This is a genomic window from Micromonospora sp. ATA51 (assembly GCF_016802855.1).
Classification (GTDB): domain Bacteria; phylum Actinomycetota; class Actinomycetes; order Mycobacteriales; family Micromonosporaceae; genus Micromonospora; species Micromonospora sicca.
Map to the genome: position 1 here is coordinate 1 of NZ_JAEVHJ010000189.1, position 12,927 is coordinate 12,927.

Genomic DNA, 12,927 nt, shown 5'->3' on the forward strand with positions numbered 1-12,927 from the left:
GGCGTGGGTGGGCACGCTGTGGCGTACCGACACCGTGGCGAGGAACTTCGGCAGTTGCCGGTCGCGGGACATGGCGTACAGCAGCCGTGAGGTGGCGACCTGCGCGACGAGGGAGTTCGCCACGCCCCAGGCGACGGCGGTAGCGACTGCGCACAGGGTGGCAAGCCAGGGCCCACCGGCGAGCCGCGCGGCGTCGTAGAACGCCGTCCCGTCCGGGTCACCGTTCGCGAGCAGGCCACCCGGATCGGGCACCAGCAGCGCGGCCATCCAGGTCTGGGTGATGAACAGCAGTCCGGCAACTCCCAGCGCGGCGGCCATGGCACGGCCGATCTGTCCCGCGCCGCCCTTGTTCTCCTCGGCGAGCATGGAGATGCCGTCGAAGCCGAGGAAGCTGAGCACGGCGATCGACACCGCGCCGAACACCAGGGTCCAGGTGAACGTGTCGGGGTTGTAGAGCGGCGTCCAGGAGAAGCCCTGTCCCTTGCCCTGCGCGAGAGCACGACCCGCTGCGGCGAGGAAGATCACCAGGACGATGATTTCGCCGATGAGCATCACGCGGGTGATCAGGGCGGTCATCCGGATTCCGCGGTAGTTGACCACCGTGTTGAGCAGCACGAAGCCGACCAGCCAGACCCAGACCGGGACCGCCGGTACGGTGGAGTGCATCGCTACCGCCGCAATCAGGTACAGCAGGCTCGGCACCAGCACGTAGTCCAGCAGGATGGCCCAGCCCGCGAGGAAGCCGACCGGTGCGCCGATCCCCCGGCCCGCGTAGTTGTAGACGCTGCCGGCCAGGGGGAACGCCTTGACCATCTGGGCGTACGAGGCGGCGGTGAACACCAGCGCCACCATGCCGATGACGTACGCCAGCGCGACCATCCCGCCGGCACCCGCGTAGACGGATCCGAAGATGCCCATCGGCGCGATCGGCACCATGAACACCAGCCCGTAGAAGAGCAGGTCGGCGAAGCCGAGCGAGCGGCGCAGCTCCGGCCGGTACCCGAACCGCGACGAGTCCGGCGGCACCTGCGCCACGCCAATCTCGGTGGCGGCGCCGTCTGCCTGGTGTACATGGTGGTTCGTTCCTTCCTGTCGGTCATCGATGCCGGCGCTCTCGCGGCGGTGATGGAGTTGGGCAAGCGGCGGCAGCGGCTCAGCAGGCAGACGCATAGCCAGGAACTGCTGGATCGGCTGCTAGAGGCGCCAGACGATGGACAAGTCCTGGGCGCAGCCGCCGACCCGCACGGCGACGAACAAGCGGCGGAAAATGCCGCCGAGTTCCTCAGGTGCCGCGTCCGCCACCAACCCCGGCGCTGGCGCCGCCACCGCCTCCAGGACGAGCTGTTCGATGTCCTCGGCATCCACGGCGGCCAGCCGACAACCGCAGGGTCCTCGGTAGGCACGCTGACCGAGCATCCGCACGGGCTGCAGCGACGTGCCGCAACCGCGGCAGAGCAGCAGCCCCTCAAGGGTGAAGACCTTCGAGACAGGCGGTTCCGACTGCGCCTGCCGTTCACCGCTGCGGCGGGATGCGACACGGCGAACGCGGTCGCGCACGATGTCGCTTCGTACGTTCATGGCCACGGGGCACCTCCACCACTACCGCTGCTCGCAAACGCGAGGGCTGGCCACAGCGGTGGAAGTGTGGCGACCTCCGATCGCCCAATCCATCGCCGTGGTTGTCTGTGCGACCAGCCTGCGGGTCCGGCCCGTCCCCTGACGACGCGTGGACGTTCTAGTGTTGTCCTAGTTTCAGCTCGTCTACGCCCGCCGTCGTCTACTACGCTGCCGACTGCGACAATGACGCTGAGTACATGGCCTGGGGGCAATCCCGTGGAGACGGTACGGCGGTGGACCGGCCGCGAGGCGAAAGCATTACGCCTGGCTCTACGCATGAGTGTGCGCGGATTCGCCGAGCACTTGGGCGTCAACCCGGCGGCCATCTCCAACTGGGAGAAGCGGGGTGCCGCGACCCGCATGCGCTACGAGACCCAACAGATGCTCGATGTCGATCTGGCCAGGTCGCCGGCCGAGGTCAAGCAGCGGTTCGCCCAGACCCTCAAGGCGTCAGCGACCGCAGATCCGAGCGCCTCAACCGTGCCTGCCGACGGCAGCCGGCCCACGAGGCAAGATCTCGGTACCCGCTCCCAAGAACGGACGGCCGCCGTCCTCGCGGCGCTTGGCGGCCAGCAACCCGATGATCTCGCGTACACGCCCCCGGCCGACATCCAGCGCCTGGTTGCGGATTTCCTCGCCTCGACCACGCGCGTCTATCTGATCATCGGGCCTCCGGGCTGCGGCAAGACCAGCTTCACCCGCCACCTGGCGTCGCGGGCACCCGGAGTGGATGTTCAGCTGCTGACCGCGGACTCGTGGACCGAGGACACCGACCTGGCGCGGGAGATCCTCCGATACGGATCCCAGCCGGCCGGCGAGGATCCCCTGCTGACCCTGGAGGTTGAGAGCCGGAACCTGTCCCGGCCGCTGCTCGTCGTCATCGACAGCCCCCAGTCCCGCGCAGTGGTGGACAAGGTCTGCCGCCAGCTCGACGGCACGCTGCGGCAGGTGCTCTCGGGCAACCTGAGGTTTCTCCTCGTACTGCGCACACCGCCGGAGATCGAGCTCGCGCCCTACCCCGTCCTGTCGGCAGCGGTCATGCCCGGTCAGGGCCAGGGTCAGGGTGCCGAGCCGTCGCTGCGGCTGGACCGCTGGGACGCCCCCACCGCCCGGGAGGTGTGGAACGCGCAGCGGCATTCCAATGAACCTCCGTTCGACGCCCTGCCTCCGAAGATTCGCAACCTGGCCCGCCTGCCGCTGTACATGAGCCTCATCCGGGCCGCCAAGTCGACCGAGCCGCTCGGGCAAGCCAACGCCTACCGGCTCGTGGAATTCTGCGTCGCCTCGATCTTGAAGGCGGCGAGCCTGGACGTCGACCGCGCGACGGCGGACCTGACGGCACTCGCGCGGAGGCAGCTCGCTGCGGCATGGCCGCACCAGCTGCTTCCTGCGATCAAAGCCAACCCGCCAGGGAACGTCGGTGACCTCACCGCGTTCCCGATCGCGAGACTCGTTCGGTCCGGCCCGTCCGGCAGCCTGACATTCCATCACGACGTGATTCGTGAGTTTCTTTTCGCACGGTGGCTCGCCCAGCTCATCGAGTCTCACGGACGTTCGACCGTCACCATCGAGCTGCTCAACGACCTTGCTGCTCGCACGAGCCTGTCGGGCGACTTGCGAGGCGTCCTGGAGTTCTTGTTGCAGGGCTTGGATGCGACATCACCGGAGCTGCTGGCGGCCGTCGCTCAGTCGCCGTCGATCAGCATCACCGAAACGCTGCCGTTGATGCTCGAACTGACCGGCGAGAGTCCAGCCTTCGCGACCGCCGAGGTGCTGCGCGTGTGCGCCTCCCGGTGCCTGCACGACAATGGCCTACCGCTTGCCAGAGCCCTCCTGCACACCAACGCAGCCGCGACGGCACTGGGCGGGGAGTACCCCCGCTGGATGCTGCGGGTGCTGCGTCGCTTCGGGCCGGCAGTCTGGTCCGACATCGTGGCGTGCGTCGAGACGCAGCTGCCTGTCGCGGCTGTCCACGACTTCGTCCGCCTCGCGCAGCTCGACACCGTAGAGGACGCGGTCTTCCTCGCCCGACACTTCTACGTCTTCCTCACCGCTGACGACAGTACTTCCCAGGAGCTGAAGACACTCCTCGCCCATCCCGACTGGCGAGCCCGCGCCGCCCTCGCCGAGGGGATCCGAGCGAGTCACGCGATCCCCCAGCAGACGGTGATCTCGATCATGGAGTCGTTGACCGCGGACCGTGATTACAAAGTCCGCGCTGCCGCCGCCGAAGCCGCCGGCCAGTCGACCGCACCCGGTCTGGAACACCTACTGCCCACGCTCCTCGACGACCGCAACTGGCATGTCCGCGAACGTCTCCTCCAAGGGCTGTCCTTCAGAGTTGGAGACGAGAACTCGGCCGCCGACCTTGTCATCCGGGGCCAAGAAGCATGGCGCCATGGCCCTCGAAACGTTCGAGTCGCCGCCCAGCGACTTCTACTCGAATGCGGCAGGAAACCCCTACAGGACGAGGACTCCTCCCGCAGTGCTCTGTTCGGCTTGCTCCGCGAGATCCGTACCGGTGCCCTACGGCTACCCACGAACGTCCAGTCGGCTCTGATCCGTCAAGGCGTCGCCTCGAAGGACTGGCTCGTACGCACCGAGGCCAACCTGCTCGAACACCACGGCACAGCCACGAGCGCAGCCGCAGGTATCGGCAAGGAAGCCTTCCGGCGTCTCCGAGGCGGACGCGCCCTTCAGGTCGCGCTCGACGTACGCGACGTCGACCACGCGATCGCCGTCGCGCAGGCCGCAGCCAGCGCGGGCGTGCAATTCATCGAGATCGGCGACCCGCTCATCAAGAGCGTCGGCGTCCAGGCCATCAGCGCGGTCAAGCAGCGAACCCCTGGTGCGTGGATCGTCGCCGAGATGATGTCCGCAGACTGGGGGCGCGACCAGGTGGTTCTCGCGACCGAGGCCGGAGCCGACGTCGTACTACTCATCGGACCCGCCAGCATCGCCAGCGTGTCCGCAGCGGCCGAAGCGAGCAGACGGTTGGGCGTCCCCGTCATGATCGACGTGCCCGAGGGCCGGCTGGTCCAGGACTGGGTGCAGGACATGGAACGCGCGGGAGTCGACGGCTTCGCCATCACCACGAACATCGACCTGGGCGTGGCCGGCTTTCACCCTCTCGACCAGGCACAACTCATCAGGTCGTGGACGAAGCTGCCGGTCGCGGTCTCCGGTGGTTTCGAACCCACCGACGTTGAGGCCAGTCGACGACGCTCATGGGACATCCTCGTCGTCGGTCGCGGAGTCACCGACTCCCTGGATCCCGCCGTCGCCGCGCGGGACCTCGCCGCTTCGATCGAACTCACCGAAGGACACCGCTCATGATCATCGCGCCGCTCACGGTCGACCGGATTCCCGACCTCGAGAAACTGCTGGCGCTGGGAGAGCCGTACATCAGGCTGCGGGGCTCATCGGACTACTGGCTGTACGCCACGCTGTTCGCCAACACCTGCCCACTCGCCATCATCGACGGGCAGGTCGTCGGCAGCGTGATCGCCTTCCGAAGCCAGGTCGACCCGTCAGAGATATACCTGCAAGACGTGATGACGCACCCCAGCCACCGCCGTCAAGGGGTAACGCGGGCGCTCGTGGAAGAAGTTCACCGCCAAGGCTCCCTCTGGGGATGCCGGCGCCTGTTCCTGACCTCGGAACCCGGCAACCAAGCCGCGCACAGTGCGTGGCTCGGCTTGGGCTTCAGTAACCGCTCAGGAGACACCACCGAGCAAGGCGTGTCCGTGATCTCCGATTACAAGGGGCCGGGGAAGCACCGCGCCGTGTATGAGCGACCGATCGGCGCCTAGATTCGGGCGCCACGCGGGCGGCGGCTGGACGTGCACGGCCGCGTGGACCTCCGCGACGGGGATGGGCAGCAGCGCTGTTGTGGCGTGAGCATCAGCCCGCGCATTTCTACGGGCAGTCAGAAGACGTGCTCGGGCCCGCGTGACATCTCCGTCCGGGCGACGTACGCCAAGTCGGTCTGCTCGCTTTGCCGCTGTCGACGATGTCCTGCCCGCGAGAGTTGGGACTGGCGGCCTCGGCTGCGCCCGCCCCAGGCAGGGCGGGCGCAGGTCACGCGGCGCGTGGCGGTGCGGGTTGATGCAGGCGGAGTAGGCGGGCGAGTGTGGCGGCTTGGTCGACGGTGGGGAGGCCGGCTTCGGCGGCCAGTGCTTGGATCTCGGTTTCGGTGTCGGGGTCGGTCAGGTAGCGGGCCATCGACAGCGTCCCCGGCAGAACGGCAGGCTCGCGGTCGGGGTCGGGGTGTGCGGTCGGGGCCTCGCCGCCGGTTGTCCGCGTGGGCGGGGTCGGCGGCGACGGGTGTGGTGTGTTCGCGCGTGATGCCTGGTCACGGCGTGTGGCCATGTCCCTCCCAGGACGGCTCGTGGCGTGAGGTCGACGAGTGGGGCCATGGGCATCTCCTTGTCGGTGGTAGGGACTCGTTCAAGAACGATCGCCGGGTTCCGCCAGAGCCGGAGTCGGCGGCGGCTCGACGAGCGGTGGGGGCCGTGGACGGTACCTCTGGTGACCGCGGAAGTGGAGGTGTTCGCCACGCACAGCGACTCACAGCGGCATGCCTCTCATGGGCGGGCGTGGGCGCTGTCGCCGCGCGGCGCGGCTGACGGACTCTGACAGCTCCCGTTCGAGGCGCAGTCCGCTCCGGTCGCCTCGGTGCGCGCCCGTACGGCGGGCGATGGCTACCGCCCCGGCCGGGTTGGCACGTGCGGGTGGCTTCGGCGGCGTGTGCGGCCTTCAGGCCGCCGCACGCGCCGGGTGTGCCGCCTTGCCTCATCAGGCGTCCCTCTCGTCCGGGGCGGGCTGGTCGTAGGTGGGGTAGTGGTCGTCGTGGTGGGTGTCGGTGTAGGGCAAGTCGATGAGTCGGTGACGGCCGGCGCGGCCGGGCAGTTGCCAGACCTGGTGGGCGGGGCTGGCGGCGAGGGCGGTGCGCAGGTCGGCGGTGGTGGTGGCGATGACCGTCTGCAAGCCGATGCCGGCGAGGCGGTGGTGCAGGTTCGCCTCCCTTCGTGCGGAGGGGAGGTGGAACAGCACCGGCCACGCCCAGGTGCTCATCGTGTACAGCCGCTCGTATTTGATGACCTTGTCGGTGAGGACCTGGAGGTGTTCGAGCCCGGTGTCGTACTCGAGGAAGAACGGCACGGACCGTCCGCGCTCGGTCCACACCCCGGCGCCGTCCGGGCGGGGGAAGCCGGTCGCTCCGGCGATGATGATGTGCGGGTCTGCGCCTTCACGGTAGAGGGTGCCGGGTTCGTGGTAGGCCGACGCGGGCTGCCAGCGGACCAGGTTGCCCTCGGGGTGGGTGCGGGCGTGGGCGGCGAGGTCGATGAAGACCTGGTTGCCGCCGAGCAGGTGCGGCAGGTCCGGCCGGCGGGTCAACGATTGTTTGCGGCGGCGGGCCTGGTCCCGGCGTCCTCGGGCGAGTCCGCGTTGGGCGTGGACGTGGTCGTAGCCGAGTTGGTCCAGGACGTAGTGGTAGGGGTACGAGCCGCCGTCGGCCTTGTTGGGTCGGAAGCGGTCCACCGCCCGCAGGGCGGTGAGGCGGCGCAGGCGGCGTTGGGTGAAGTCCAGGGAAGGGAACAAGGCGGCGGCGATCTGGTCGGTGGTGAGCACGCCGTGGTCGTAGAGCCAACCGAGGAGCCGGTCGTCGCGGGCGGTGATGCTGGCCTGCAGGCGCAGCAGCGGATCCGCGGTCGGTAGGTGTTTACCCACGGGCAGCCCCTGGGGGGAGACCCGAGACTGGAGGGTCTGTCTGGAGCGGTCCCAGACCACTAACAGCGGGGCTGACCTGGGCTGTGAGCGGCCGTGAGAGGTCAGGTTGGGGGTCAGCATCAAGACGGACGGTAGAACGGAGATCGACACTGACTGCTGAACCGCCGGGCACAATGAATGCCGAGCGACGGTGCCGTGCAAGCCTGCATGGGTCCAGCCGGCGACGCCGCTGAAGGTCGCTGGGTGGGGTCGTCATCATTGCTGCTCCAAGGTCGAAGATGTGGGTGGGTATGCGGTGCGCGCGCCGCCCGCCGCAGCGGGCAGACACGCGCTGACAGGTCTGGTCAGGTGGTGTCAGCTGCCGGGTCTCCCGGCAGACGTGGATGCGGGCCTGACAGCGGCGGCCTACTCTGACAGAAGCCGTGAGTCGAAGCTCTGTCACGCGGCCTCCCGCTGTGACAGATCCGGTTCGGGCGGGGTGGTCTCGGCACGGAGGACGCGCACGAGCGCGGAGGCGGTGGCGTTGGACAGCTGGTGTCCGTCCGCGCGTAGCTGGTGGGCGAGGGCCTTGCGGGACAGCGGTGTCCCCTCGGCGGTGAGGGCGCGGGCGGCGGTCCGGGCGGCCGGGACCAGCGCGGCGACCTCCGGACCGTCCTCGTCTGTCGTCATCTCGGTGTCCCGGCGATCCAGGACCGCCGGGGGTTGGTCCGCGACGGCGGGGACCGCGGTCCCGCGGTCCAGGACCGCGGTGGCGGTGACGGGGACCGGCGCTCCGGTGTCCGGGACCGACGCGTCGACAGCGGGCGGCGGTCCGGGCTTCGTCCGCTCGGGCCGCGCGGTCTGCTTGGGCGGGGTGGGGTCGGCGCGGCCGAGGGCGATCTTCACCATCGCCAGAAACCCGAGGGCCGGTAGGGCGGCGGCGATCCAGCCGATCACCGACGCCTCCGCCTCCACCACCTGCGCCGCCAGGGACAGCGACACCGCTACCACGAGCACCGCGGCGGGGAAGGCGACGGACGTGCCGAGGCGCCGTTTGCGGCGCAGCTCCAGACCGGCGGCGATCGACATCAACTCCAGGACGATCGCGTCGGCCCAGGCCAGCCAGCCCGGCTGCCCGTGCGCGGCGGCGACGTCGTGCACGTGCGTGAACGACGCCGCGCCGGCCGCGCCGCCGATCAACAGCATGATCGCCACCTGGGCGCGGTCCTCCCACCGCCCCCGCCTCGTAGCCACCGGGGTCGGTGAGTCGGGATGTCGTTGGTCAGGTGTCGCCAACGGCCCACCACCTGGGTCCAGGCGGCGCGTGCACGGCCGCGGTCGGCGTTGTCGTGTGACGGCGGTCCGCGACGGCAGCCGCCGTCACGGACGGGTTGGTGTGGTGCGACATCACGTTCTGCTCCTCGAACTAGGTTGTAGGTTGCAAATGCGGCAGGGAGAGGGTCCGCCCTGGGTCGCGCCTGCCCACTCGGGTCAGCTTCTGGACAGGCGCGACCCTGCCGGGTGACGCCCGGCCGGGCGGACCCCTCGTGCGTGCAGGGCACGGCAAACAGTCGCTATGGTCGAGTCAACGGACACGCCACACCCCGCGCAGGGGCAGACACCAGGGCAGCAGGCATCGCCACAACCCGCACAACAGGGCTGCGTTTCGACGCGCGGACACAGGGCAGACGGCCAAGCCGAGCCACACCAGATCAACACTGACCACCGGCAGCGCCATAGAAGCGTTCAGGTGGTGCGGCGGCTCAACTCGCCGACAGGCGATCCTTCATGCGGGGGGCCTCCCTACTCTCCACGCCCCCGCGCGGCGTCGGTACGAACAACGGCAGGCACCCCGTCCGGGGTGCCTGCCCGCTGCGTGTGTGGCCGACTGCGCCAACCGGCGCTGCGGGAACGTAACTCCATTACGCCCCGGAAAACCGATGAAGTCAACCACTGATTCGTAACAGGTTGATCACCGAGTCTTGCCAACAGTCCGGCTAGGTGCTAAAGGCTCCGCCTGCGTTCGTCGTGGTCCTCCTCAGTCCGGCCCGACGCGGCAAAAAACTACTCTGGCAGGCTCACTTGCTGAGATGCAGATCTTCGCGTGTGGACTCGACGCGGGGTCGGGCAAAGGGCGTTCGCCAGCCCGCATGCCAGGGCGCTGTCGCATCAGCTTCTGCGGTCGTTTCGGTCGGTCAGCGGCGAGCAACACCGGTGTGATGGCCGTGCTGAGCGCTCAGGTCGGCGAGGAAACCACCGAGCCAGCCGGTCGCGTCCAGTGACCACTCAGCCAGAGTCGCCAGCCTGACCTGGGTGTCGCAGGGACCGGGGCTCTGCTGTGCGGACCTATGGGCATCATGCGGGATAGCTAGATCTGCACTGTCGGCATTGATCTCTCTCGCTGCCTGCCGCATGCTGTGAGGACACGGCGGGAGGTCGGTCGATGACTTCGGGTAGCCATGGCGAGCCGGGTGGTTGCGGCATGCGCCCGACTCACCCGGTCCAGACGAGGGCGCATGGCTAGGAGCGCCCGCACCCGCAGCGCGGCCGAAGTGCCCGGCCCTCGGGGCTCTGCTGAGGCGTACGGCGCCCTGCTTGAGGCAGCAGTTTCTCGCTTCGGTGCTTCCGTCGCGCCGGTGCTTCAGCGGGGCCTGGCTGCTCCGGAGGACACTTTGCGGGCGCCAATGGTCGAGCTTCTCAGTGCGGCTGGACGGGCGATCGGCTGCCCGGTTAGGGCGCATGGCGAGGTCCGCCTCCCGGATCTGGCTATCCGCCCTGACTACTTGATCGACGTCGACGGAGCCCCGATTGGGTATGTGGAACTCAAGGCGCCGGGTCGGGGCGTTCCCAGCCACGGTTGGCATCCCACGGCGCGGGAGCGTAAGCAATGGGTCCAGCTTCAGTTGCTTCCAAATGTTCTGTACAGCGACGGTCAGTCCTTCGCGGTATATCGCTGGGGAGAACTGCAGGGGCCAGTGGCACGGATGGAAGGCGACCTGCACCGGGCCGGTGCGCGGCTTCGACCCGCAGACGCCAACCTGGCGCTCGTGCTCCATGCTTTCCTTGCGTGGCGTCCACGTCCACATCGCCGCCTCGAACATCTGGTCCGAGACGCGGCACGACTTTGTCGATTGTTGCGCGACGAGGTGTTGGACACCCTTGGTCAAGAGCGGCTCGGCGGGAGGGTACGGCTCTTCAGTGATCATCTAGCCGACTGGCGCACCTGGCTATTTCCGCACTTGAGCGAGGAGTTGTTCGCCGACGCTTACGCGCAGACCGTCACATTCGGGCTGCTTCTGGCGCGCCGGTCAGGAATCGAGTTCGAGGGCAAGGAACTGCCGACGCTCGGGCGAGAGCTGGCAAAGAACCACCTTCTCGTCGGGCGAGCGCTGGCTATCCTCACCGAGGACCACGGTGGTCCCAGCATTGAACAGCGCAGCGTGGCTCTGCAAACGCTGCGGCGCGCCATCGCGGCCAGTGACTGGACGGATTGGCGGACCGACACGTCCGACCAGTTGTATGAACACTTCTTGGAGCTGTACGACCCAGCAGTGCGACGGGGAAGTGGCTCCTACTTCACGCCGCAGCCAGTTGCAGACTTCATGGTCCAATTCGTCGACAGCATCCTGCACGACAAGCTGCGACGACGGCTCGGCCTCGCCGACCGCGACGTAGTCGTCGTCGACCCGGCTATGGGCACCGGCACCTTCCTGTTGAGCGTCATTGCACGTGTAGCGGAGACGATTGCGGCTGACCACGGGGACGAGCCGGCCGAACTTCGTGCCCTCCTCGGCCGATTAGTCGGCTTTGAACGCCAGATCGCGCCTTTCGCCGTAGCGGAACTACGGCTGCACCAGGATCTCGCAGCCCGGGGATTGGAAGTCACCGACGAGAAGGTCAGGTTCTACGTCACTGACACCCTAGACGATCCTAACGTGGAGACGCTTGTCAGCCCGTACGTATACCGCCCAATCGCCGATTCCCGGGCGCAGGCAATCAAGGTCAAGACCGAGGAACGAGTCATGGTCGTTCTCGGCAACCCACCCTACCTCGAACGCGCCAAGAGTCAGGGAGGGCTCGTACTTGCCAGCAACAAGGGAAAGTCGAGCATGCTTGACGCCTTTCGAGGGACGGGTACCGGCCGACTCGAATTCAAACTGCACAACTTGAACATCTACTTCTGGCGCTGGGCCACCTGGAAGGTATTCGAAGCGCATCCTGAGCATCCCGAGGGAGTCGTGGCATTCGTCTGCACGTCGGCTTATACGACCGGACCAGGCTTCGCCGGCATGCGCGAGTACCTGCGAAGGCAAGCGGACTGGGGTTGGATCATCGATCTCTCTCCTGAGGGGCACCAGCCCGAGGTGCCGACGCGCGTCTTCCCGGACGTGCAGCAGCCGTTGTGCATCGGCGTGTTCGGACGCAGCAAGACGGCCGATACAGCAACACCCGCCAGGATTCGTTACATTGCCCTCTCCGGGACCAGGCAAGAAAAATTCGACGCCCTCCAGACACTGACTGCCGCAAGCGGTCGCTGGTTGGACTGCCCAACGAAGTGGTCAGCACCCTTCCGTCCCGCATCGCAGGCCACATGGAACGACTGTATTGCGCTCGCCGACCTGATGCCGTGGCAATCTCCAGGTATCAAACCCAACCGAACATGGGTTTACGCGCCGGACGAAGAAACGCTGGCCGAGCGGTGGCGGCGCCTGAGCTTGGCTCCCCTAGCAGAACGGCCAGAGCTCATGAAGGAAACTCGGGATAGGAAAACCGGCCTCGCATTCTCGCCGCACTTCGACGCTACCGGTCAGCCCGCGTCACTGGCTGGTGACATCGATCCTCAGGTTTCCATCAGGCGCATATCGTTCCGGAGCTTCGACCGGCAGTACGTCATCGCCGACCGGAGGGTAGTCGACTTCGCCCGTCCCGATCTCTGGTCTACATATGGAACGCACCAAACGTATTTGACCACATTATTCGCGGAATCGGTAACTTCCGGACCGGCCGTCGTGTTCGCCGCTGAAGTGCCGGATACCCACCACTACATGGGCCATCACGGAGGCAAGGTACTACCTAAATACCGTGACGCCAGCGGTGATCGACCCAACATCGCGCCTGGCTTGATCGAGCACCTTTCCCGTCAGCTCGGGATCAACATTACCTGCGACGACGTGCTCGCCTATGTTGCCGCCGTGGCGTCGCATCCCGGCTTCCCGACACGATTCTGTTCGGAGCTTCGCACCCCGGGACTACGGATTCCGTTGACATCGAACCCCGAACTCTGGCTTAGAGCAGTCGGGCTTGGTGAACGAGTAATCTGGCTCCAGACCTACGGTGAGCGTTATGTCTGCTCAGCGGCCGGCCGTCCACAAGGACCCCCGCGGGAACTGCGGCCTGATGTCCTTGCGCCCATACCAGGGACGCCTGGCCACATGCCCGAATGCATCACGTACGATCGGGACAGCTCGACCCTGTACGTTGGCGAAGGAGCCCTCGGTCCCAATGCCGCGTAGCCTAAGTTGATCATGGTGTTGGGTGGGTATCCGGGGGTCTGCGGCGTGGCGGGATGACGCCGATGGTCCTGACCGTTTTGATCAC

8 protein-coding genes are annotated in these 12,927 nt (G+C 67.4%); 3 read left to right on the forward strand and 5 right to left on the reverse strand.

Going from position 1 to position 12,927, the window contains the following annotated elements:
• Positions 1-1,026, reverse strand: a 1,026-nt coding sequence (locus JNW87_RS24745) for an APC family permease (RefSeq protein ID WP_238454482.1), incomplete at its 3' end; no start/stop codon positions are given.
• Between the two features lie 168 nt (positions 1,027-1,194).
• Positions 1,195-1,578 carry a zinc ribbon domain-containing protein gene (locus JNW87_RS24750; RefSeq protein WP_238454483.1) on the reverse strand — a complete coding sequence of 128 codons (384 nt, stop codon included), beginning with the start codon at positions 1,576-1,578 and terminating at the stop codon, positions 1,195-1,197.
• Between the two features lie 315 nt (positions 1,579-1,893).
• On the opposite strand from JNW87_RS24750, the gene JNW87_RS24755 reads away from it, so the two are divergent.
• Positions 1,894-4,953, forward strand: coding sequence for an orotidine 5'-phosphate decarboxylase / HUMPS family protein (locus JNW87_RS24755; RefSeq protein ID WP_238454477.1), 3,060 nt, complete (start codon positions 1,894-1,896; stop codon positions 4,951-4,953).
• On the forward strand, positions 4,950-5,429 hold the full coding sequence (locus tag JNW87_RS24760; protein WP_238454478.1) for a GNAT family N-acetyltransferase: 480 nt from the start codon (positions 4,950-4,952) through the stop codon (positions 5,427-5,429). Before JNW87_RS24755 ends, JNW87_RS24760 begins: the two co-directional genes overlap by 4 nt.
• A gap of 268 nt (positions 5,430-5,697) precedes the next feature.
• On the opposite strand, the gene JNW87_RS24765 is transcribed toward JNW87_RS24760, so the two are convergent.
• The 3 genes from JNW87_RS24765 to JNW87_RS24775 all read right to left on the reverse strand — a co-directional run bounded on the left by JNW87_RS24765 (position 5,698) and on the right by JNW87_RS24775 (position 8,625).
• Positions 5,698-5,841, reverse strand: coding sequence for a hypothetical protein (locus JNW87_RS24765; RefSeq protein WP_238432884.1), 144 nt, complete (start codon positions 5,839-5,841; stop codon positions 5,698-5,700).
• Between the two features lie 573 nt (positions 5,842-6,414).
• Complete coding sequence (locus tag JNW87_RS24770; RefSeq protein WP_238454479.1) at positions 6,415-7,350, reverse strand: replication-relaxation family protein; 936 nt, start codon at positions 7,348-7,350, stop codon at positions 6,415-6,417.
• 438 nt (positions 7,351-7,788) lie between these two features.
• Positions 7,789-8,625 (reverse strand): DUF2637 domain-containing protein, encoded by an 837-nt coding sequence (locus JNW87_RS24775; RefSeq protein WP_255544295.1) that lies wholly within the window; start codon positions 8,623-8,625, stop codon positions 7,789-7,791.
• Between the two features lie 1,220 nt (positions 8,626-9,845).
• On the opposite strand from JNW87_RS24775, the gene JNW87_RS24780 reads away from it, so the two are divergent.
• The gene (locus JNW87_RS24780; protein WP_238454481.1) at positions 9,846-12,842 is read left to right on the forward strand and encodes a type ISP restriction/modification enzyme; all 2,997 of its coding nucleotides are present in this window, start codon (positions 9,846-9,848) and stop codon (positions 12,840-12,842) included.
• The last annotated feature ends 85 nt before the right edge of the window (positions 12,843-12,927 follow it).

Bases quoted from the DNA above. Each gene is read 5' to 3' on its own strand.
- JNW87_RS24750 (WP_238454483.1), bottom strand. From the start codon at position 1,578: ATGAACGTACGAAGCGACATCGTGCGCGACCGCGTTCGCCGTGTCGCA.
- JNW87_RS24755 (WP_238454477.1), top strand. From the start codon at position 1,894: ATGAGTGTGCGCGGATTCGCCGAGCACTTGGGCGTCAACCCGGCGGCC.
- JNW87_RS24760 (WP_238454478.1), top strand. From the start codon at position 4,950: ATGATCATCGCGCCGCTCACGGTCGACCGGATTCCCGACCTCGAGAAA.
- JNW87_RS24765 (WP_238432884.1), bottom strand. From the start codon at position 5,841: ATGGCCCGCTACCTGACCGACCCCGACACCGAAACCGAGATCCAAGCA.
- JNW87_RS24780 (WP_238454481.1), top strand. From the start codon at position 9,846: ATGGCTAGGAGCGCCCGCACCCGCAGCGCGGCCGAAGTGCCCGGCCCT.